Source organism: Pseudomonas cavernicola (assembly GCF_003596405.1).
Classification (GTDB): Bacteria; Pseudomonadota; Gammaproteobacteria; order Pseudomonadales; family Pseudomonadaceae; genus Aquipseudomonas; species Aquipseudomonas cavernicola.
In genome coordinates this window covers 1,107,225-1,128,608 of record NZ_QYUR01000006.1, presented here as the reverse complement: position 1 = coordinate 1,128,608, position 21,384 = coordinate 1,107,225, and the positions used below count along the sequence as shown (strand labels likewise).

Genomic DNA, 21,384 nt, shown 5'->3' with positions numbered 1-21,384 from the left:
TTACTCTGGCCGGGATGGTGCAGTGCAACCAATGCGCGACGTTCGATTGCGTGTCCGTTGTTGCAAGCGCTGGCGTTCGGTCTCCATCTGAGGAAGGCGAGGAAAGGGGGCCATGATATTGACTCCGAACAAGAAGAACTTGCTCGTTACTGCCGTGGTGGCTTCGCTGGCGCTATCGGGTTGCGCGAGTATCGGCCCCAGTACTGTAACGGTGGATCGCTTCGATTACAGTTCGGCCATAGCCGACTCATGAAAACAGCAGACTCTGCTCAACATCGTCAAGCTGCGCTATATGGACATGCCTGTGTTTGTCGACGTTGCTTCGATTGTCGCCGGTTATTCGCTGGAGACCGGAGGCAACATTGGCGGACAAATTTCCTCGGCCGATGCCGTTCAGGGCAACAGCGTCGTGCTGGGTGCCAACGGCAAATATACTGATCGCCCCACGATTACCTATGTGCCAATGACCGGTGAGAAATTCCTGTTCGGACTACTGACGCCCATCGATCCGAAGAATATTTTCTCCTTGCTCCAGTCAGGCTATGCGGCGGACTTCATCCTCGGGCTGACGGTCGAGTCACTCAACGGTGTACGCAATCGCTCGGCATTGGCTGGCGCCGTGCGCGAGGCTGAACCGGAGTTCCTGCGTGCCCTGGGTTTGCTGCGCGATATCCAGGTCGCAGGCGCAGTGGGTTTGCGCGTGGAAGAAAACAAGGCCACGGGCACGACCGCGCTGCTGGTCATGCGTCGGGATGATGTAGAGCCGGAAATACTGGAAAAGCAGAAGCAGCTCCGTCGCTTGCTTCATTTGCCGGAAGACAGCCAGAGGTTCGTGCTCAAGTACTCGCCGGCACGCGGAGAAGAGGGCGAACTGTCGGTCAACAGCCGTTCGATGCTGCAGATCATGACGGCGTTCTCCAGTTACATGGAGGTGCCCGAAGAGCACATTCAGGACCTTAGTGCCGTGCCGACTGTCGACACAGGTAGCACGGAAAATCGCATGTCGCGGATCCTCATTCGCAGCGGCAAGGAAAAACCCGAGCACGCGTACACGTCCGTGCGTTATCGCGACCACTGGTTCTGGATCGATGACAGCAACTGGCAGGCGAAGCGGGCACTGTCCGCCATCATGCTTTTCTTCTCGCTGTCGGAGGCCAAAGGGAACAACAATCTGCCGCTGATCACCATCCCGGCGCAGTGATTGTGTGTGGCAGCAAGGCCGAAACCCCACGGCGACTGCTCCCCCATCGAAGCACCAATGGCTTGGGTGGGCTAGCGCTGTCAGTCATGAGCAACCCCCTTTTCAAAGTGCTACGCCCAGTTCCGTGAGGAGGCCTGGCCGCCCCCACAACAGGCCAAGGAATACCGCCACCATCACCGACTATCTGGTATCTGGGCAACAGCCATACCTTCGGCGAGGCAGTGGAAAGCTGTTGCCTCGCTTTTGCCGGCCCAAACGGGACGGTCTAATCTGCACTGATAGATGAGGCCTGCCGCGGTCACGTCGCAGCCGTCGTGGAAGAAAACTTGTGCTCTGCATGCAGGCCGGATGGATGGACTTATGCCCAGAAGCGATGACCCCGTAACTGATAGTGCGACACCCGCGGCAAACCTTGCCGCCAGCGCTCCGGTTCGCGGCTGGCGCGCAGCTTTCCCTCCGGCCCAGTGGCTCCCTGCGTACCGGGCGCAATGGCTTGGGAAGGACGCTATCGCTGGTGTTACCCTCGCGGCCTATGGCATTCCGGTGTCACTCGCCTATGCCTTGCTGGCGGGTCTTCCGCCGCAATACGGCATTTATTGCTATCTGGTTGGCGGTCTGTTCTATGCGCTGTTCGGCTCTTCTCGCCAGCTGGCCATCGGCCCCACATCCGCGATCTCGATGCTCATCGGCGTCACGGTTGCGGACATGGCGGGGGGCGATCCGGGACGCTGGGCCGACATCGCGGCGCTGACAGCGCTGGTCATCGCCGCCATGTGTGCGCTGGCGTGGCTGCTGCGCCTGAGTTCCTTGGTCAACTTCATCAGCGAAACCATTCTGCTTGGCTTCAAGGCCGGCGCCGCCCTGACCATTGCGATGACTCAGTTGCCCAAGCTGTTCGGGGTCCAGGGGGGCGGGGAACATTTCTTCGAGCGCATCATCGTCCTGGTCGGCCAACTTCCCGACACCAACCTCGCCGTGCTGGCGTTTGGCGTCGCGGTCATTGCGGTGCTGCTGCTCGGGGAAAAATTTCTGCCAGGCCGTCCGGTGGCTCTGGTTGTGGTGGCGATTTCGATCGTTGCCCTGTCGGTGACGCCACTGAGTGGCCTTGGCTTCAAGGTCGTCGGCGCATTACCGACCGGCTTACCCGACTTCCACCTCCCAGGGCTGCGGCTGCGGGACGTGGACGGGGTGATTCCCCTGGCCTTTGCTTGCATGCTGCTGGCCTATGTGGAAAGCGTCTCAGCGGCTCGAGCCCTTGCCCAGGCCCACGGCCAGGAAATTGATCCACGCCAGGAGCTGCTCGGTCTGGGGGCAGCGAATCTGGGGGCGGCCTTGTTCCAGGGCTATCCGGTGGCCGGCGGCCTGTCCCAGTCATCGGTGAATGACCAAGCCGGCGCCAAGACGCCATTGGCACTGGTCTTCGCCTCGATCACCATCGCCTTGTGCCTGATGTTTCTGACGGGTTTGCTGGCCAACCTGCCCAATGTGGTGCTTGCAGCCATCGTGCTGGTGGCCGTCAAAGGCTTGATCGACATCCGCGAGCTGCACCACGTCTGGCGCGTGAGTCGCTTCGAATTCAGCGTGTCGATGGTGGCCTTCGCTGCCGTGCTGCTGCTGGGGATTCTCAACGGCGTGATGTTGGCGGTCGTGGTATCGCTGCTGTTGCTGATACGGCGCGCCGCGCGCCCCCACGTGGCGTTTCTCGGCCAGATCCCCGGCACTCGAAGTTATTCCGACATGGATCGCAACCCGGACAACCTGGCCGTACCGGGCGTGTTGGTGTTCCGCGTCGAGGCGTCGCTGCTTTACTTCAACGTCGAGCACGTGCGCGATGCGATCTGGCAGAAAATCCGCTCTACCCCCGACGCGTTGAAGCTGGTGGTCTGCGACATGTCCGCCTCCCCCTCGTCGACTTGGCCGGCGTACGCATGCTTGAGGCCTTGCATAGAGAACTGCTGGTTTTGGGGATACGCCTGCGACCCGTCGCAGCCCATGCGGCAGTGCGGGACCTACTGCGCGCCGAAGGACTGGAGGAACGCTTCGGCAACTTCAGTCACACGGTCTCCGTGGCCGATGTCATCGACGAGTTCCAGGGCAAGGGCGTAACTGGGGCTCGCTCTGATTAGCCTGGGTGCGCGTAATTCAGCCGAACAGGCCTTGGGATTGATTTTCCGTTAGGCAGCGGGTCAGCGTGGCGCCCGCTCCTTCGAGCATCGCCACGTGTTGCGCGGCCGAATGCCCCAGCAGCTCACGTCCGCTGAGGTGCTGCGGATGGTAGATCGGGATGGGCTTTCTCCGGCCCGATAAAAAGGAAGCGCTGCCAGCGTGGAACGTCATAAACGGCAGCTTCTGGCCGTTTGTTGCATGTCACGACCGGCTGGTTTGGGTCCAGGCTGTGTGAAAACAGCGAAGTGCTACCTTCAGAGCCGCACGCTGCATTGGGCTTGCGACCTGACGAGGTTTCGGCTGGCAGGGAACTGCTGGTCGCCGCGAGGGGCCCCTGACGCGATATGCCGCGTCTTGATGCGGGGAAACGCCTGAAAACAGCCCGTATCAGGCCCGCAGGGCCCTCATCGCGCCACTGATGCCAAGGATGCTCATCAACCGTTTGAGGTTGTAGGCGAGCACATGGAGACTCATCTCCGCGCTCACCCGTGGCAGCGTTTTGGTCAGGAAGTGCGTGGAGCCCATCCAGTGCTTGAGCGTGCCAAACGGATGCTCAACTGTCTGCCGACGCACGCCCATCATTTCTGTTTGACGATCTAGCCGCTGTTGCATGGCCTCGAGTACCTCTTCGTGTTGCCAGCGCCGAATTCGCAGGGAGTTGCTCGCCGTGCACTTGGTGCGCATAGGGCAGCGCGGACATGCGGAACTCCAGTAAACATCCAGGTTGAGACCGGCCTCGACCGTCGAGAAACGCTTAATAGCGCGTTGTCCGGCGGGGCAACGGTACTCGTCATCGGCCGGTACGTAGACGAAGTCCTGCTTGCCAAAGCGTCCTTCGGCCTTACTGTTGGACGTCATCGGTTTGGGCACGTAGGGCGTGATACCAACCTGCTCGCAGGCCAGAATTTCCGGGCCGCTGAAGTAGCCACGATCAGCAACGACGGTGAGGCTTTCAACGCCGATGGCACCACGCGCCTGCTCTGCCATCATGGCCAGCGCCGCGCGGTCGTGACCGACATTGGTGACTTCGTGGGGCGACGATCAAATGGTGTTTGGTGTCGACGGCGGTCTGCACGTTGTAGCCGACCGTGCCGGTGCCTTTCCCACTGGTGGCCATGGAACGGGCATCCGGATCAGTCAGGGAGACCTGTCCGTCCGGCGCTTCACGTAGCTGCTGCTCCATCTACTTGAGCGCCTGCATCTGCTGCTTGAGCTTCTCGATCTTGTCCTGGAGGCGGCTGGCCTTGACTTCGGCGACATCGGACTGCGTCCGGTCGGCGGTATCCATGGCCGCCAGGTAACGGTCGATGCTTTTCTCGATCTGTTCCATACGGGCTCGGAGCTTGCCCTGGGTGAAGTTGCGATCGCGATTGTTGACGGCTTTGAACGTGCTGCCGTCGATGGCCACGATCGACTGCGCGAACAGATCAAGTTGGCGGCACAGCACGACGAACTGCCGGCAGACATTGCGGATGGCTTTGCCGTTGTCGCGGCGGAAGTCGGCAATGGTTTTGAAATCTGGGGCTAGCCGTCCGGTCAGCCACATCAGTTCCAGGTTGCGCTGACATTCACGCTCCAGGCGCCGGCTGGACTGGATGCGGTTGAGGTAACCGTAGATATAGATCTTCAGCAGTACCGCGGGGTGGTATGACGGCCGCCCGGTTGCAGCTGGGGACACCCCATCGAACTCCAAGCTAGCCAGGTCGAGTTGTTCGACGAAAGCCTCGATCACCCGGATAGGGTTGTCCTCTGCGACGAAGTCATCCAGGCACTCAGGCAGCAAACTGACTTGTGTCCGGATCGCCTCTTCGATGAATCGCTTCATACGTCGCCCCCGCTGACGTTGCTTCAGCAACTCTAGGCAAGACTGGCGTTTTCACACAGCCTGGGTCGGAAGCAGACCGTCATCAGCAGGAAATAAATCAGTCCCCTTTTCCACTTTTCCCCCTCCAGGTCATTGGTTTGACCAAAGCCGGTACTGATCAAGTGATCGCTGACTAACCGGCAAACTACCTGCTGACATGACGCAAAAAGCAGCAAAACGCAGGGAAGCCATAATGCGCGACTCACCTCAGCAGTGGATCCTCGGGATTGATGTCGCGCAGCTCTTCGCGCAGGGCCTGAACCTCCTCGTGGTTGCCCTGCGCACCTAAATAACCGGCCAGAGCCAAGCGTCCCCGGCGATCTCCAGGCTGAGCCTGCAATTGTCGGCGCAGCAGGTCGATGGCTTGCGCGGCACGGCCGCTGTCATGCCAGGCAACGGCCAGCACATAGGCGTATTCGCCGTTGTCCGGCTCAAGTTGGGCGGCCTGTTCAAGCCGCCGCAGCGCCTCGGCGCGCTCGCCCTGACGCACCAGCTGCAGGCCAAAAGCGTGCTGCAATGAGGCCTCCTGCGGATACTCCTGAGTCGCAGCCAGCAGCAGCTCCCGCGCCGCCTGCCCCAGCCCGCTCCGCTCCAGATGCTGGGCCAGCATCACCCGTGCCGGATGGAAATGCGGGTCGCGCTGCAGCGCCTGACGCAGCAGGGATTCGACCTCCGCGTCGCGGCCGCTGAGCTGGTACAGGCTGGCCAGGTTGCTCAGCGCCTCGGCGCGATCGAGCTGGGTCCGCTGGCTGGACTCGTAGGCCACCAGCGCTGCCTGCCATGCGGTACCACTCGGCCTCAACGTCTGTGGCAGTTGCAGCAGTTGCCAGGTTGCGGCCAGGCGCACCGCCCGCCGCGCATCCGTCAGCAGAGCCGGCAGCTGCTGGGCCACCTGCTGTGGCGCCATGAGGGCGGGTAAGGTTTCGATGGCCGCCAGGCGGACGGCCGGATCGGGGTGCTGCAAGCCCTGCAGCGCTGCATTCAGCGCCGCGGCTGAAGGATAGCGCGGCAACTCGGCGAGCAGCGCCGCCTTACGTAGGCCGGGCAGATCGCGACGACCGAGCTGTGTCAGCAGCGCCGCTGCAGCCCCAGGGCGGGCTGCACGCGCCCCAGACAGCGCCTGGGCATAGCCACCGTCATGCGGCACCGAAGGATGGCCGTACCAGTCGGCGAAGGCCTGGATGATCGCCTGCGGTTTGTCCTCGGTGTGACAGCTCAGACAGGCATCGCTGTGCCCCAGGGCCTGCGCCTGCGCCGGGTCGGGCACGGAAAAACTGTGGTCGTGGCGATAATCGACCTGCATGTACCACTTGCCCGGCATGTGGCAGCTGCTGCATTGCGCCCCGATCGAGCCTGCGGCGTGCCGGTGATGGTCCGGGCTCTCGTAGTCCTTGCCGATCAGCCCGCCGGCCTGGATGCCGGCTCGGCGCGGCCGGGCCTGCGGATTGTGGCATTGGGTGCAGACCGCATTGCCGCTCAAGCGCAGCTTCGCGCTGTGCGGCTCGTGGCAATCCGAGCAGCGCACACCGGCGCTGTGCATCCGGCTCTGGACGAAGGAGCCGTACTCGAACACCTCGTCCTTGATCTTGCCGTCGACCTCGTAGAGCTGTGCGCTAAGGCCGGCGGGCTGATAGTCGTCGTACAGCTGGCCACCCGGCGACGGATCCCCGCCCAGCACGCTGCGCCGGCTGTGGCAGCGTGCGCAGGTTTCCACCTCGGCCTGGTTGCCTGCGTTGCGCAGGTCGAGGGCAAAGCCGTGGTTACTGGGCGCCTGGCGCTCGCCACGGGCCCACTGCAGATGATTCGACGCCGGGCCATGGCAGCTCTGGCAACCGACGCCCAGGGCCTGCCAGCGACTGTCGAAGCGCGGCCGGTCGGCATCGAAGCCGCGCTGGAAGCCGCTGGTGTGGCATTCGATGCACATTGCATTGGCGTTCTGCTGGCTGCCGCTCCAGTGCAGTGGATGACGCGAGTCGACCTGCTGCTCGGGATAGAGATGGAACCACTGCTGTTTCTCGACATCCCAAGCCGTGTCATGGGCCTGCAGACGTCCGCCGGGCAGCTCCAGCAGGTATTGCTGCAGGGGTTCAAGGCCAAAGGTGTAGGCCACCTTGAAGTCGGCACGCTGGCCGTTCGCACCCTCGCTGTTGAGCCAGAAACTATCACCCTCGCGGCGAAATCGCGTGCTCACGCCATTGCTGTCCAGGGGCTGCTCGCGGAAGTCGCCGAGCACTGTGCCGGCATTGGCGGGCTGCATGGCCAACTGGTGGTGCGAGCCCTGCCAGGCCTTCACCGCATCGGCGTGGCACGCCTGGCATTGCTGCTCATCCACCCACTGCGGCTTGCCGAGGAGTGCGGGCACTTCAGGCTGCTTCCACCACCAGGCGAAAGCAGCCAGAGCAAAGGCCGCAATCACCGGCAGCGCCAGCCACGGAGCAAACCGGCGGGCCTGCTGCCGGGATGAAAGGGGGCCGGGTAATTGGCGCATGCACACAATCCGTTGTTGCGGTTATGGGGCCGGGCAGTCTAAAGCACCGACCGGAGAAAACCAGGCGGGCACGGGACTCGGCGCGGCGGAGCCCCTTGCTCAGGCGTTCGGCACCAAGCACTCCCGCGCCTGCCAGTCGAAGGTCGACTCGCTGTGGATGCCGAAGGTCGTGTAGAAGAGGCATCGGCCAGGCCGGCACGCCGCTGGTACGAGTTGCCAGCTCTAGAAATGCCAGGTGGCGCTGGTGCTCAGGGCCTGGATCCAGGCGTCGTCGAAGCGGCCGGAAACGCGGGTTCCGTTCGGCTTCTCCTGGGTGACAGGCATGTCGCCCATCCAGACGAACTCATAGCTCAGGTTGAGTTCGGTCTGCTCGTCCAGGGCATGGGTCAGGCCGGTGGCAAAGCGCCAGTTTTCCGCCATCGGCACGATCACGCTGCGGTCTTCGTCGTCCACCGCCGAGCTGTCGTAGCCGACACCGGCACTCCACATCCAGCGTGGGTCGAAGCGGTACTGGGTGCCGAGCGACAGGTGCCAGGTGTCCTTGAAGTTGGCTTCCAGGGACGCCGAGCGGGGCTGATTGCTGTCCAGGTCGATACCGACCTGGCCGAAGCGCGACCAGTCCTGCCAGTTGGCGCTGGCCAGCAGGGCCCACTGCGCATCCAGCTCGTGGTAGGCACTGAAGGTCAGGGTCTGCGGCACATGCATGTCGAGCGTGGTGCTGGCATCGAGCACGCCGCGGTTTTGCAGCACCGCCATGGCCAGCGGGCCGATGCCCTCGAGGTCGAGTTTGTCCTTGAACTCGATGTCGATCTCGCTGGTGTAACTCAGGCCCAGGCGGGTGCCCGGGCGCGGCGAGTAGATGGCCCCCAGGCTGGCACCATAGCTCCAGTCACTGGCTTGGAACTCAGCCTGACCATCGCCCAGCAGCGGGTTGAGGTTATCCACCGCCAGCTGATTACCGAGCTTGGCGTAGTAGGCTCTCACACCGACACCGAAGGCCCACTGTTCATTGAGTTGGTAAGCCAGGCTGGGCATCAACGTCATGCCCATCAGCTCGCCGTTCTGCAGAAAGTAGCGGCCGCTCCAGTCATCCTCGTAGTCGACGCTCAGGCCGAAGTCGCCGTAGCTGGCGAAACCCACCGACCAGCCATCGCTCAGCTCGTGGGTAACGAACAGGCTAGCGCCTGGAACCCACTCCACCGCGTTGCCGCTATCACCGCCGCCGACGTTGCTGCCGCTGTCGACATCGAAACGCAGATTGCCGTGCAACAGCTGAGCGCCGCCGCTGATCTGGGTGCCAGACAACAACGCCATGCCCGCCACGTTGCTCGCCAGGGTACCCGGCCCCTGCGCGCGCGCCGCCGCACCGGCATTGGCCAGGCCGACGTTGTCGCTAGCGACCTCGTAGAGCATCAGGCCACCGGCCAGCGCCGGCATGGGCAAGGCCACGAGGCTGGCCAGCAGGGTCAGGGGAAGATTGCGCTTCATGGGTGACATCCTTGCGAAGAAAGCGTGAATCACTCCGGCGCACCTGAGGGGACGCCGGAGTGAGCGATTCAATGCACCTGAACGGTGACCTTGTCGATGCTGCCGGTGAAGGCCGAACGGTGTTCGGCACCAATGCTTTCGACCACCGGGGTGCCGAGGTCGATGCCGATATCGGCGGTCTCGTCGGCGGAGAAAATAATCGGCTGGGTGTGTTCGAGGCGGCCTTCGCCGACCTTCTGGTCATTGACATAGAGGGTGCCCTGCCCGCCCTTGCCCAGGCCGCCACCGTCGTAGGCGAACTCGAAGCGCAGCTTGACCTTGCCGGCCGGCAACGGCTTGCTGGCCTGGATCGAGGTGCGCTGCATGCCGAGGAAGTTGTAGTCGTAGGCCGGCACACCGTCCTTGACGTACAGCGACCAGCCGCCGAAACGCCCGCCCTGGGCGATCACGGTGCCATTGGCGCCGCCTTGGGGAATCTCCAGCTCGGCGGTGAGGGTCTTGGACTTGTTCTTCACGTTGATGAAGACGTTTTCCAGCATCCCGGTCATGCCCTCACCCAAGGTCAGCGAGGTGCGCCCGGCCATCAGGTCCGGACGACCGACCGCCTCGGCCAGTGCACGCTCGAACAGCCGATCGTCCAACGGCAGTACGTGATACTTCTTCGCCTCGACAAGAAACTGAGCCTGCAGCTCTTTGAGCTTTTCCGGCTGCTGCGCGGCCAGGTCGTTGTTCAGGCTGAAGTCCTTGCGCACATCGAACAGTTCCCAGGTGTCGCTGACTAAGCTGGCACGCGGTTTCGACTCCCAGGGCGCGCGGTGGATGGTGCGGGCGAACCAGCCGTCGTGGTAGATAGCGCGGTTACCGGAGATCTCGAAGTACTGGGTGGTGTGGCGCTCCGGTGCCTTGGCGTCATCGAAGCTGTAGGCCAGGCTGGTGCCTTCCATAGGGATCTGCGGCGTGCCGTTGACCACCTTAGGCTCCGGCAGACCGGCCGCATCGAGTATGGTCGGCGCCACGTCGATCACATGGCCGAACTGGCTGCGCACCTCACCCTTGGCCTTGATGCCCTTGGGCCAGTGCACCACCAGGCCGTTGCGGGTACCACCGAAGTCCGAGGCCACCTGCTTCATCCAGCCGAACGGCGAATCGAAGGCCACAGCCCAGCCGGCAGCCATGTGCGGGTAGGTTTGCGGACCGCCCCACTGGTCGAGGAGCTTGAGCATGTCCGGCACGCTTTCCTGCACACCGTTGAAATAGCTGTACTCGTTGTACGTGCCGTTGGCACCACCTTCGCCGCTGGCGCCGTTGTCGCCGGCGATATAGAACACCAGGGTGTTGTCGGCCTGGCCGGTGTCCTCGACGGCCTTGAGCATGCGGCCGATCTCATGATCGGTGTAATCGAGGAAGGCGGCGAAGACTTCGGCCTGGTGGGTGAACAGACGCTTCTCGTCAGCCGAGAGCTTGTCCCAGTCCTTGATCGCCGGCGGCTTGGGCGGCAGCTGGGTGCCGGCCGGCACCACGCCCAGTTCGATCTGCCGGGCCAGGCTCTCCTCGCGAATCTTGTCCCAGCCCTGATCGAACTTGCCCTTCCACTTGTCGATCCACTCCTTGGGGGCATGGTGCGGTGCATGCACGGCACCCGGGGCGAAATACAGGAAGAACGGTTTGTTCGGCGTCAGCGCCTTCTGATACTTGACCCAGGACACCGCCTTGTCGGTCATGTCGGTCATGAAGTGATAGTTGGGGTCTTCCGGCAACTCGACCTGGGCGACGCCGTCGAAGAGGTAGGGCGCCCACTGGTTGGTCTCGCCGCCAATGAAGCCATAGAACTTGTCGAAGCCCTGACGGGTCGGCCAGCGGTCGAAGGGCCCGGACACTCCGGTTTCCCAGACGGCGGTCTCGTGCCACTTGCCGAAGGCGGCGGTGCTGTAGCCATTGAGGCGCAGCATCTCGGCCAGCGGCGCGGTGGCGTTGGGGATCTGCCCGGTGTTCCCCGGGAAGCCCGTGGCGAACTCGGTGACGAAGCCCATGTTCACCGTATGGTGGTTGCGTCCGGATTTGAGCGCGCTGCGGGTTGGCGAGCACAGCGCGGTGGTGTGGAAGTTGTTGTAGCGCAGGCCGTCCTGGGCCAGGGCATCCAGGGTTGGCGTGGCAATCGGCCCGCCGAAGGTGCTGGTGGCGCCGAAGCCGAGGTCGTCGATCAGCACGATCACCACGTTGGGCGCACCGGCCGGGGCCTCGATTTTGAACGGGACAGGGGGCTTGGCCCCGCGCACATCCTGCTCGCTGTAAAGCGGCCGGGACGGCTCGGCAATCGGTAATTGGCTGCGATCCAGGCCGGCAGCCTGGGCGCTGGCAAACGGTGCGCACAGTGCGGGCAAGGTGACGAGCAGACGAGCGAGCTGATTCAGTCGCATCCTTATCACTCCACTGAATGTAACTATTTAAGAAATTATGGCGAGCATACGACTCGCTAACCAACGGTCAATTTTGCTTGGCATTTTGCGCCACCTCAGCATAGACGCCCGCAAGCTCAGGCGCGCAGCTGCCGCTCCAGCCGCCAACCCTGCGGCGTACTGGCGGTCCAGCGGCGAAAAGCGCGATTAAAAGACGCTGCATCCGAGTAGCCGATCAGCTCGGCAATTAACTTGATACTCAGTTCGGTTTCCTTGAGCAGCATGCGGCTGATGGCGAAGCGGGCCCGATCCAGCACCTCCACATAGCTGCTGCCCCCCTGAGCCAGGCGACGATTGAGGGTGCGTCTAACGGATTACCGATCTTTGGTGCATGGCGAGAAGCCGCAGATCTACCATGCCCCTTCGCTGCAAGCCGAAAGCGAGTGGCTAGCAGCTGAAATCCGCACCCTTCAAGAGGAAGGGTTTGGCTTGCAGGATATCTGTGTCGTAGCTCGTACGAACAACCTGCTTAAGGCCTATGAGAAGGTACTAGGCGAGCAGGGTATTGAAACTCGCTGGCTTTCTCGTCAGGCCGATGATCGAAGCAAAGGTGGAGTGCGACTTGCCACCATGCATCGGATCAAAGGCCTGGAGTTTAAGTGCGTTTTTATGGTGGGCATCAACGAGGGTGTTGTACCGCTCGCTATGGCCGTTCAGTCGACTGAGGATCCTGTAGAGCATCGCTTGCTGGATCTTAACGAACGAGCCTTACTCCATGTGGCGGCGACCCGTGCCGTTAGGCATTTGCTGATCTCCAGTCATGGTATTCATAGTCCCTACTTGAGCGCTTGAAAAACTCTGGCTGAATCGCCCCTAGTTTCGTAGACGCGTATGGGGTCGCTTCTTGCCTGTCTGCACTCAACCTTCAGTTGCTACTTTTGGCTCGTTTGGGTCGAGAGCTGCCCTTGGGTCAACGTATCGAAACGACTTTTTTATCTCGATTTTCTCTGATGGCTGACACAGACAGGTTGCCGGTAGCAGCTTCCTGGATGTGGTCGCTCCACCAGGCCATCATCGGGCGTCTGCGTTCTATGTAATCCGCTCGGTTATATGCGCTGCGTACCTCGTCTTTATCGACGTGGGCAAGCGCAACCTCGATCAACTCAGGATCCCAGCCCTGCTCGTTGAGGATGGTGCTCGCCATTGAGCGCATTCCATGACTTACCAGGCGCCCCTCGAAACCCATCCGCTTCAGCGCCATGTTGGCGGTCTGACTGTTGCAGTGGGTGCGAGGGTTCCGGTCTGCTGGAAACACGTACTCCCTGTGTCCACTGTAGGGCTTGATGGCCTCTAGGAGTGCAAAAGCCTGATCCGTGAGCGGGATAATGTGTGTGCGACGCTTCTTCATGCGCTCCGCAGGGATCGTCCAGGTTTTCTTCTCGAAGTCGATGTCAGCCCAGCAGGTGGTGGCGGCCTCTGCTGGTCGGGTCATAGTGTGAAGCTGCCATTCGATTAAGCATCGGGTTGTTCTTTTGATGCTGGCATTGGCAATTGCCACCATGAGCTCGTTCAGCTCATCGGGAGGCAGCGCCGCCATATTTTTCTTTTTTGGTTTCTTGAAGACCGAGCGAATCCCGTTAAGGGGGTTGGCATGGATGAGTCCGTAATTCACCCCGTAAGTCATGATCTCGTTGAGGCGCTGGGTCAGCCGTTTAACAGTCTCCAAACTACCTTTAGTCTCAAGAGGCCTGAGCAAATTGATGACCTTAGGGGCGCTGATAACGGAAATTGGGGTCGAGCCCAGGTCCGGGAAGATGTGGAGCGTGAGCGAGCGCCAAATGTCTTCGGCATAGGCTGGGGTGACTGAATCCTTTTTGAGCTCAAACCACGCCGCCGTCACGTTTTCGAAAGTGTGTTCTGTGGCTGCTTTTTTCGCTTGCCGATCCGCGTCGCGCCTCTCTTTCGGGTCTAGCCCCTGAGCGACGAGCTCCCTGGCCTCCACGGTTCGCTTGCGTGCTTGAGCCAGGCTCACCTCGGGGAAGGTGCCCAGTCCCATGTTGATCCGTTTTTTGGTTACGGGATGGATATAGTTGAAATTCCACAGCCTTGAGCCATTGATTCTCACTCGCAACTGAAGTCCGTTGCCATCAGTGAGCGTGTAGTCCTTTTCTTTAGGCTTTGCGGCTTTGACTTTGAGGTCTGAAAGGCGCGTGGCTTGGGCACCCATGGTGTATTCCAGTGCTGTTTGTGTATTCCAAAAATTACCAGCTGAGAGCTTGGAATACCACTTGGAATACACGAATGCGTAGATGCGTATGGATGTCTATGGATCGCTAGAGCGCTGAAAGCCCCGTATTTACTGGGTTTCAGGCACAAAAAAAGACGCCCGTGGACGTCTTTAGATGTGTATTTGGTGGAGCCGGGGGGATTTGAACCCCCGTCCGCCAGTTCTCCGCTGTCGGTTCTACATGCGTAGCCATCTCTATTGAGTTAACTCATCGCGACCCGAGTGGCAGGGTGCTTTGAGCGAGCTGCATAAGTTTTAGCCGTTACACCTGCAGCGAGCTTGGCGGCGATCCTGTTCTATATGACTGTCCAGAATCTTCGGGTTTACAGGCATCCCCTATGGACAGCTAGCGGCACTTAGGCGGCTAGAGCGTAGTTGTCGTCGTTGGCAACTATAAGTTTGCAGCAGCTAATTAACGAGTTCTGCTACCAGCTCGGCATGCCCCTCGAGTTTTGTTACCGGCGTCGAATCCTAATCGGCCCCAAAACCACTGTGGTGACACAGTTGGGACGTGCAGTGTACGGCAAAGGTTCCCAGGCGTCGACTCGGCGATGACTAAGGTCATGCTGGGCAACTGGCGATATCATGGCGAACCTGTCGGTTATCGCCGCAACCTTCTAAGAGCCGCCACTATGTCGCGTTCGTCGCGTTATCCCTTGCGTCAGTGGATCTGGCGCGCCTTTGTGCAAAGCGCGCTGATCCCGCTGATTCTGGTGGAGTCGGTGTTGATTGCGGTGTACCTGCTGAGCAACAACGCCATTCGCGACTCGCAGTTGGACTATCTGCGGCAGAGCGCCGTACAGGATCTGGCGGGGGCCGTTCAGCGCGAGGGGCAGATCATCGACAGCCGCCTACAGGGTATCGAGGCGCAGGTGCAGATCTATCGAGCGGCGACTGCTCGGGCCCTGACCGATTTGGCCTACCAGCCGGATGCACTGGAGCGGGCGCGGCATGCGGTAAGCGCCGATGGGGTGCTCTTCAGCCGGAGCGATGATGGGCGGGCGGCGTCTTTCTATGCCAACAGCACGCCGCTGGCGCAGCAGGATCACGCCAAGGCCTTGCGTCTGTCGCAGGTCGACCCACTGATGCGTTCGATCCGCGCGGCCAACCCGCAGGTGGCGGCGATCTACTTCAACAGCTGGGACAGCTACAACCGCATCTACCCCTTCTTTATGACCCCCGAGCAGTATCCCCATGACATGGTGATACCCAACTACAACTTCTATTACCTGGCCGACGCCCAGCACAACCCAGCGCGCAAGGTCGCCTGGACGGATGTGTACCTCGATCCGGCCGGGCAGGGCTGGATGATGTCCGCGGTGGCGCCGATCTACCGGGAGAACTTCCTCGAGGGGGTGGTCGGTGTGGATATCACCGTCGGGCAGATGCTTGCCGAGATAGGCAATTTGCAGGTGCCTTGGCAGGGGTACGCCCTGCTGGTCAGTCGCGACCACGGGATCATCGCCTTGCCTGAAGCCGGCGAGCAGGACTTCGGTCTGAACGAATTGACCCAGTACACCTACGAGGAGGCGGTACGCCGCGAGGTGCTCAAACCGGATGACTTCAACCTGAGCAAGCGCCCTGACCTGCAACCGCTGCTGCAGGCAATGGCGGCGAGTCAGGGCAGTGTGCGGGAGGTGCTGCTGGGGGGGCGCAAGCAGTTGGTGGCCTGGAGCGAGATTCCGCAAACCGGCTGGCGCCTGCTGCTGGTGGTGGATGAGGCGAATATCTTCCGCGAGACCAACAGCCTGGCCGAGCGCTACCGGCAGATTGGCTATCTGCTGATCGCCGGGCTGCTGTTCTTCTACCTGTTGTTTTTCGCCTGGATGTGGCGCCGCTCACGGCGCCTGAGCGCAGAGCTGGCACAACCGATGGTGGGGATCGTGGCGATGATGCGCCGTCTCGGTCAGGGCGATTACCAGCCCGCCGCGCCTACTACTCAGATCGATGAGTTGGTCAGTATGGCGACGGCGGTACAGCAAACTGGTGCCCAGTTGCAGGCCAGCGAGATCGAGCGGTTCCAGGCCCAGCGCAACCTTGAGCTGGTGCTGGATAGCACCACGGAAAGCCTCTGGGAGGTAGAGGCCGAGAGCCTGACGATCAAGGTCAGTGGGCGTGCGGTTAAGCGTTTCGACCTCAGCAGTGAACGCCTGACTTTCAGCGAGTTTAACCAGCGGGTGCATCCGGATGATCTCGATCGGCTGCGGCGCCTGCGCAAATTCTTTGCCGTCAGCGGTGAGGACAATTTCGATGCGCAATATCGTTTCGCCGATGCGCAGGGCAAGTACGCCTGGCTGCTCAGCCGTGGCAAGGTGCTGGAGCGCGATGCGCACGGGCTGGCACTGCGGGTGGCTGGCACCCATGTCGATATCACCGACCTGAAACAGGTGCAGGAAGACTTGCGCCGCGCCAGCCTCGAAGCGCAAGCGGCGAGCCAGGCCAAGAGCCGCTTTCTTTCCAGCATGAGCCATGAGCTGCGCACGCCGCTGAACGCGATCTATGGCTTCGCCCAACTGATCGAGCTGGATGCGCAGGAGCAACCCGGTGCAGAGCAGCAGGCCGATTATGCGCGGGAGATCGTCAACGCCAGCCGCCACCTCACCTCGTTGGTGGATGACATTCTCGACCTTTCCAGCATCGAGAGCCGGCGCCAGCAGTTGCAGCTTAAAGCGGTCGAGGTCGGTGCACTGCTCGCCGGTTGTGCCGAGCTGGTGCAGCCGGAGGCGCAGCATCGTCGGCAGCAGTTGCAGGTGATGGCGGCTGCCGAACCACCGCTGTATGTATTGGCGGATATTCGCCGGGTGCGGCAGGTGCTGCTCAACCTGCTGTCTAACGCGATCAAGTACAACAGCCCGCAAGGTCTGGTCAGTCTGGGTTACGAGGTGCGTTCGAACTGCGTGCGTTTGTGGGTCGATGACTGTGGCCCTGGGCTCAGCGAGCAGCAGCAGGCTCAACTGTTCCAGCCATTCCAGCGCTTGGGTTGGGAGAATTCGAATACTCCCGGTGCCGGCATTGGCCTGGTGTTGAGCCGTGAACTGGCGGAACTAATGGGCGGTGAGATTGGTTTTCGCAGTGCGCCCGGGATGGGCAGCCGCTTCTGGATCGACCTGCCGAGTGCCGCGCCGCCCGAGACAGAGCCGACTGCGCCGCGGCCGGACAGTCCGCCCGAGCCGAAAACGCTGGCCGCCGTGCTCTGTGTCGAGGATCACCCGGCGTGTTTGAAGGTGCTGCAGGAAGGCTTGCGCGAGTTCGCCGAGGTGCGCGGTGCCGCCTCGGTGCAGCGCGCCCTGGCGGAACTGGAAAGTTTCACCCCGGCGTTGCTGCTGCTTGACCTCGACCTGCCGGATGGCGACGGGTTGGAGGTGCTCGATATGCTTCGGCGCACCCCACGCTTACGCGCTGTGCCGGTACTGGTGGTCAGCGCAGCGGCCGATGAAGTGATTTTTGCCGAAGCGCGTACACGTGGCGCCCAAGCCTGTCTGGCTAAGCCGGTCGACCTGCAGCAGGTGCGCCGGCTGGCCTTGTCATTGCTCGGTCCGGCGCAATAGGTGGAGCGGCTGGCGGGTTACTCGCTGGCCTTGAGCAAGTCCAAGGCTTCGCCGAGCACCTTCACCGACTGGCTGTGGTCGCCGGCCAAGTGCAGTGCTTCGCCTTCGGCGCGCAGCTTCTGCACGTGGGCCAGTACCGCCGGATCGCTGGGTGGATCGCTCTTCAGGATGGCATCGATCTGCGCCATGTCCTGCGGGCAGTGCATGGCCCAGAGCGGGGTGCAGAGCAGGCTGGCGGCGAGGAACAGGGCGAGGCGGCGCATGGCAGGTCTCCGAGATTTGGTTGACGCTCCCAGTATAGAAGTCATCCATCGCGAGCATGGCTGCCGGTCATTTTCTCCCGATAAAAAAAGCCCCGCGCGGGGCGGGGCGTATTGAGCTGAAAGTTCAGACGGCCTTGGCCGTGGTGACCCGATCGACCAGATATACCAAGCCGTGATAGTCGATGCCGCCATGCTGGCTCAGGCCGATTTCGCAGGTGCGGCTGGTGGAAATGCCTTCCTTGCAGATCTGTACCGCGTCTTTCAGGCTGCGTAGCGAGTGGGCGTTGAGTTCTGGAGTGGTGAAGCCCTTGTCGCCGGCAAAGCCGCAGCAGTGGATGCCTTCGGGGATCACGACCTGGCTGGTGCAGCGTTGGACGATGTCGATCAGCCCCTGGCTTTCACCCAGGTGTTGGGTGCTGCAGGTGATATGTACTGCCACTGGCGTGTCCTGCTGCTTGAACTCCAGGCGCTCCAACAGGTGCTCGCGGATGAACTTCACGGGGTCATGCAGTTTCAGCCGCTCATCCAGGCCGTCTTGCAGCAGGCGTAGCGCGCACGGGCTGGTGTCGCAGTAGATCGGATCGAGGCCACCACGGCTGGCCTTGAGCAGGGCGTCGATCAGCTCCCGGCGCTTGCTGTCAGCTTGCGCCGCGTAGCCTTTGGAGGCGAACGGCTGGCCGCAGCAGAGGTTGTCCTGATTGTTCGGGAACACCACCTGATAACCGGCCTTCTCCAGCAACGCGCGGGTTTTGTCGATCAGCGGCATTTGCTCGCTGTCGCTGAACGACGGGCCCATGGCGCGGGAGACGCAGGCGGCTAGATACACGACCCGTGGGCGTTGATCGGCGGCCGGCGGGGTGAAGCGGATCGGCTGCGCAGCCTGGGGCATAGCCGCTGTCCACTGCGGCAGGCGGTTGCCGGAGGCCTGGCGCAGGCTCGTCGAGGCTTTCTCCAGCAGCGGCGCGCCCAGCACTCTGCGTACGCCATTGGCGGCCAAGAGGGTGAAGCGCGCGCCTTTCAGGGCGGTGGCGAAGTGCGCGGCCAGCCAGTTGGCGCTGCCCTGATGGGTCGCCGTGCGCGCACGCAGCTTGCGCACCAGGTCGCCGGTATTGATTCCGACCGGGCAGCGCTGGGCGCAGAGGCCGGTGGCCGCGCACGTGTCGAGACCCTGGTACTGGAAGGCACGCTCCAGCGCCGAGGCATCGAGGCCGGCGCGTTTCTGCGCCTGAATCTCACGCCAGATCACGACGCGCTGGCGCGGGCTGAGGGTCAGCTCCTTGGACGGGCAGACCGGTTCGCAGAAGCCGCACTCGATGCACTTGTCGACGATTTCGTCGGCGGCCGGCAGCGGTTTCAGGTGCTTTAAATGAATGTGTGGGTCTTCCGACAGCACCACATCCGGGTTGAGGATGCCGCGCGGGTCGAGCAGGCGTTTCAGCTGCCACATCAACTGGTAGGCGTCGTGGCCCCACTCCAGCTCGACGAAGGGCGCCATGTTGCGGCCGGTGCCGTGCTCGGCTTTCAGCGAGCCGCCGAACTCCACCGCCACCAACTGGGCGACGTCGTCCATAAAGGCCGAGTAACGGGCGACTTGCTCGGGTGTTTCGAAGGCCTGGGTGAAGACGAAGTGCAGGTTACCCTCCAGGGCGTGGCCGAAGAGGATTGCCTCGTCGTAGCGGTGTTTCTCGAACAGCGCGAGCAGGCGGTTGACGCCGGCGGCCAGGTGTTCGATCGGGAAGGTCACATCCTCGATGATCACGGTGGTGCCGATCTGGCGCACCGCACCGACGGCCGGGAAGGTGTCCTTGCGGATCGCCCATAACTGGTTGTAGACCACGGGATCGGTGCTGAAATCGACCTGTTTCTCGACCGGGAATGGCGCGAGCGAGGCCATGATCAGTGCCATCTGTTCATGCAGCAGTGACTGCGAGGCCGCGCGCGACTCGATCAGCAGTGCGCAGGCATTCGCCGACAGCTCACGCACGAATGCCGGCATCCCCGGTTTGTCCTGGACTGAACGCAGACTACGGCGATCCAGCAGTTCGACGGCAGAAACTGGCTGGCTTTTCAGTGCGGTGACGGCGGTGCAGCAGGTTTCCACATCGGGGAAGACGACCAGCGCCGAGGCCTTGTGCGGGTGGTCGAGCACCGTGTCGTAGGTCACTGCGCTGATAAAACCGAGGGTGCCTTCGGAGCCGACCAGCAGGTGCGTGAGGATATCCAGCGGCTCGTCATAGTCGACCAGTGCATTCAGCGACAGGCCGGTGGTGTTCTTCAGCCGGTACTTGTGCCGGATTTTTGCCGCCAACTCGCTGTTGGCGCGGGTTGTGCGGCCAAGCTCGGCGAGTTGCTCCAGCAGTTGCGCATGGCTGCTGCGAAAGGCGTCGACGCTGGCGGCGTCCTCGCTATCCACTGCGCTGCCGTCGGCCAGCACCAGGCGCATGCCGGCCAGGGTGTGGTAGGTGTTCTGCGCCGTGCCGCAGCACATGCCACTGGCATTGTTGGCGACGATGCCGCCGATCTTGCAGGCGTTGATCGAGGCCGGGTCGGGGCCGATCTTGCGCCCGAACGGTGCCAGCCAGGCATTGGCCTGGGCACCGAGCACGCCGGGTTGCAGGCGGATCTGGCTGCCGCCGCGACGGATATCGCGACCATTCCAGCTATCGCCGAGGACGATCAACACCGAGTCGCTGATGGCTTGACCGGACAAGCTGGTACCGGCGGCGCGGAAGGTCACCGGCACCCGTTCGGCATGGGCCAGCTTGAGTAGGGTGATGACTTCCTCTTCGGATTCGACGCGCAGCACCAGCTTGGGAATCAGCCGATAAAAGCTCGCATCGGTGCCGAAGGCCAGGGTCGACAGCGGGTCATCGAAGCGCCGTTCAGGCGGGATCAGGCGTTGTGCGTCACGTAGAAAGGCGGCCGGCAGGCTCATGCGTCCTCCAGAATCAGCACCACCAGGTCTTTCGGGCCGTGGGCGCCATAGGCCAGCACCTGCTCGATGTCGGCGGTCTTCGACGGGCCGGAAATCAGCAGCGCATTGGTCGGCATGCCAGCGGCCCACTGCTGCTTGCGCTGCGCCTCATAGAGGTTGTCGTAGACCTCGCTGGCCTTGAGCAAGGCGAAATGCACCGGCGGCACCAGGCTCATCAACCGAGGTTCTTCACGGCTTGGCCAGACAATCAGGCTGCCGGTGGCGGCGATGGCGCCGAGGGTGCCGGTCAGGCTGGCCGGCGTGTCGTTGAACAGCTCGGCTTTCCATTCCTCGATGGGCCGGTCGTAGGCCTTGAGGGGGATTGTGCAGGCGCTCGTCCGCCAATGCGTCTGGAGTTGCTGGCCGTGCTCGGTATTCGGGGCGATCAGCAGACTTGGCAAATCACGCTCCACCAGCAGGCGTTGCAACAGCGCCGGCCATGCGTCGCTACGGGTCAGGTGGATTTCCGTATGCACGGCCTCCATCAACTCGCGCAGGCGGGCAAGGCGCTGCTCCGGTGGATAGCTCCAAGGCTGGGTGACCAAAGTCTCGTCGAAGTCATCGGCCAACGGCGTGGTACCGCTCAGGCTGTTGCGCAGCTTGGCGAGGATGTTCTGCTTGGCGCTCATGGCCTAACTCCCGTGTAGGAGCGAGCTCTGCTCGCGATTACTTTTGCGCCGGGTTCGGATCGCGAGCAGAGCTCGCTCCT

Annotated in this window: 14 protein-coding genes, 1 other RNA gene and 1 pseudogene; 5 read left to right on the top strand and 11 right to left on the bottom strand. The window is 62.3% G+C overall.

Annotated features, from left to right (window positions below):
• Positions 1–112 precede the first annotated feature (112 nt).
• The 3 genes from D3879_RS26575 to D3879_RS21405 all read left to right on the top strand — a co-directional run bounded on the left by D3879_RS26575 (position 113) and on the right by D3879_RS21405 (position 3,307).
• Positions 113–253: a hypothetical protein gene (locus D3879_RS26575; protein WP_158592104.1), complete on the top strand. Its 141-nt coding sequence runs from the start codon at positions 113–115 to the stop codon at positions 251–253.
• A gap of 39 nt (positions 254–292) precedes the next feature.
• The gene (locus tag D3879_RS21410; protein WP_119956231.1) at positions 293–1,201 is read left to right on the top strand and encodes a hypothetical protein; all 909 of its coding nucleotides are present in this window, start codon (positions 293–295) and stop codon (positions 1,199–1,201) included.
• Positions 1,202–1,561: 360 nt separating this feature from the next.
• Entirely contained in the window at positions 1,562–3,307 is a 1,746-nt protein-coding gene (locus tag D3879_RS21405; RefSeq protein ID WP_218567849.1) for a SulP family inorganic anion transporter, read from the top strand.
• A 36-nt stretch (positions 3,308–3,343) separates the two neighbouring features.
• Here the strand turns inward: D3879_RS21405 and D3879_RS26395 are convergent, their stop codons facing one another.
• From D3879_RS26395 to D3879_RS21380, 6 genes and pseudogenes are all read right to left on the bottom strand, one after another.
• Positions 3,344–3,538 carry a hypothetical protein gene (locus tag D3879_RS26395; RefSeq protein WP_147411200.1) on the bottom strand — a complete coding sequence of 65 codons (195 nt, stop codon included), beginning with the start codon at positions 3,536–3,538 and terminating at the stop codon, positions 3,344–3,346.
• A gap of 216 nt (positions 3,539–3,754) precedes the next feature.
• Positions 3,755–5,192, bottom strand: a pseudogene (locus D3879_RS21400) (IS1182 family transposase).
• A gap of 241 nt (positions 5,193–5,433) precedes the next feature.
• Positions 5,434–7,719: a tetratricopeptide repeat protein gene (locus D3879_RS21395; RefSeq protein ID WP_119956230.1), complete on the bottom strand. Its 2,286-nt coding sequence runs from the start codon at positions 7,717–7,719 to the stop codon at positions 5,434–5,436.
• 222 nt (positions 7,720–7,941) lie between these two features.
• Positions 7,942–9,216 carry an OmpP1/FadL family transporter gene (locus D3879_RS21390; RefSeq protein WP_476644163.1) on the bottom strand — a complete coding sequence of 425 codons (1,275 nt, stop codon included), beginning with the start codon at positions 9,214–9,216 and terminating at the stop codon, positions 7,942–7,944.
• Positions 9,217–9,275: 59 nt separating this feature from the next.
• On the bottom strand, positions 9,276–11,624 hold the full coding sequence (locus D3879_RS21385; protein ID WP_119956227.1) for an arylsulfatase: 2,349 nt from the start codon (positions 11,622–11,624) through the stop codon (positions 9,276–9,278).
• A 116-nt stretch (positions 11,625–11,740) separates the two neighbouring features.
• Positions 11,741–11,920 (bottom strand): helix-turn-helix domain-containing protein, encoded by a 180-nt coding sequence (locus tag D3879_RS21380; protein ID WP_238474290.1) that lies wholly within the window; start codon positions 11,918–11,920, stop codon positions 11,741–11,743.
• A 43-nt stretch (positions 11,921–11,963) separates the two neighbouring features.
• On the opposite strand from D3879_RS21380, the gene D3879_RS21375 reads away from it, so the two are divergent.
• On the top strand, positions 11,964–12,455 hold the full coding sequence (locus D3879_RS21375) for a 3'-5' exonuclease (protein WP_218567848.1): 492 nt from the start codon (positions 11,964–11,966) through the stop codon (positions 12,453–12,455).
• Between the two features lie 118 nt (positions 12,456–12,573).
• On the opposite strand, the gene D3879_RS21370 is transcribed toward D3879_RS21375, so the two are convergent.
• Both D3879_RS21370 and ssrA read right to left on the bottom strand, forming a co-directional pair.
• Positions 12,574–13,830 carry an integrase domain-containing protein gene (locus D3879_RS21370; protein WP_119956224.1) on the bottom strand — a complete coding sequence of 419 codons (1,257 nt, stop codon included), beginning with the start codon at positions 13,828–13,830 and terminating at the stop codon, positions 12,574–12,576.
• Positions 13,831–14,014: 184 nt separating this feature from the next.
• Positions 14,015–14,373, bottom strand: a transfer-messenger RNA (tmRNA) gene (gene ssrA / locus D3879_RS21365).
• 149 nt (positions 14,374–14,522) lie between these two features.
• Here ssrA and D3879_RS21360 point away from each other — a divergent pair.
• Entirely contained in the window at positions 14,523–17,438 is a 2,916-nt protein-coding gene (locus tag D3879_RS21360) for an ATP-binding protein (RefSeq protein WP_119956223.1), read from the top strand.
• A gap of 17 nt (positions 17,439–17,455) precedes the next feature.
• On the opposite strand, the gene D3879_RS21355 is transcribed toward D3879_RS21360, so the two are convergent.
• From D3879_RS21355 to D3879_RS21345, 3 genes are all read right to left on the bottom strand, one after another.
• Positions 17,456–17,701 (bottom strand): hypothetical protein, encoded by a 246-nt coding sequence (locus D3879_RS21355; protein WP_119956222.1) that lies wholly within the window; start codon positions 17,699–17,701, stop codon positions 17,456–17,458.
• A 124-nt stretch (positions 17,702–17,825) separates the two neighbouring features.
• Complete coding sequence (locus tag D3879_RS21350) at positions 17,826–20,636, bottom strand: FAD-binding and (Fe-S)-binding domain-containing protein (protein WP_119956221.1); 2,811 nt, start codon at positions 20,634–20,636, stop codon at positions 17,826–17,828.
• Positions 20,633–21,304, bottom strand: coding sequence for a LutC/YkgG family protein (locus tag D3879_RS21345; protein ID WP_119956220.1), 672 nt, complete (start codon positions 21,302–21,304; stop codon positions 20,633–20,635). The genes D3879_RS21350 and D3879_RS21345 overlap by 4 nt, the downstream gene beginning before the upstream one ends.
• Between the last annotated feature and the right edge of the window lie 80 nt (positions 21,305–21,384).

Coding starts and splice junctions, on each gene's coding strand:
- D3879_RS21355 (WP_119956222.1), bottom strand. CDS start 17,701: ATGCGCCGCCTCGCCCTGTTCCTCGCCGCCAGCCTGCTCTGCACCCCG.
- D3879_RS21345 (WP_119956220.1), bottom strand. CDS start 21,304: ATGAGCGCCAAGCAGAACATCCTCGCCAAGCTGCGCAACAGCCTGAGC.
- D3879_RS21360 (WP_119956223.1), top strand. CDS start 14,523: ATGTCGCGTTCGTCGCGTTATCCCTTGCGTCAGTGGATCTGGCGCGCC.
- D3879_RS21405 (WP_218567849.1), top strand. CDS start 1,562: ATGCCCAGAAGCGATGACCCCGTAACTGATAGTGCGACACCCGCGGCA.
- D3879_RS21410 (WP_119956231.1), top strand. CDS start 293: ATGGACATGCCTGTGTTTGTCGACGTTGCTTCGATTGTCGCCGGTTAT.
- D3879_RS26395 (WP_147411200.1), bottom strand. CDS start 3,538: ATGACGTTCCACGCTGGCAGCGCTTCCTTTTTATCGGGCCGGAGAAAG.
- D3879_RS21390 (WP_476644163.1), bottom strand. CDS start 9,216: ATGTCACCCATGAAGCGCAATCTTCCCCTGACCCTGCTGGCCAGCCTC.
- D3879_RS21395 (WP_119956230.1), bottom strand. CDS start 7,719: ATGCGCCAATTACCCGGCCCCCTTTCATCCCGGCAGCAGGCCCGCCGG.
- D3879_RS21370 (WP_119956224.1), bottom strand. CDS start 13,830: ATGGGTGCCCAAGCCACGCGCCTTTCAGACCTCAAAGTCAAAGCCGCA.
- D3879_RS21350 (WP_119956221.1), bottom strand. CDS start 20,636: ATGAGCCTGCCGGCCGCCTTTCTACGTGACGCACAACGCCTGATCCCG.
- D3879_RS26575 (WP_158592104.1), top strand. CDS start 113: ATGATATTGACTCCGAACAAGAAGAACTTGCTCGTTACTGCCGTGGTG.
- D3879_RS21385 (WP_119956227.1), bottom strand. CDS start 11,624: ATGCGACTGAATCAGCTCGCTCGTCTGCTCGTCACCTTGCCCGCACTG.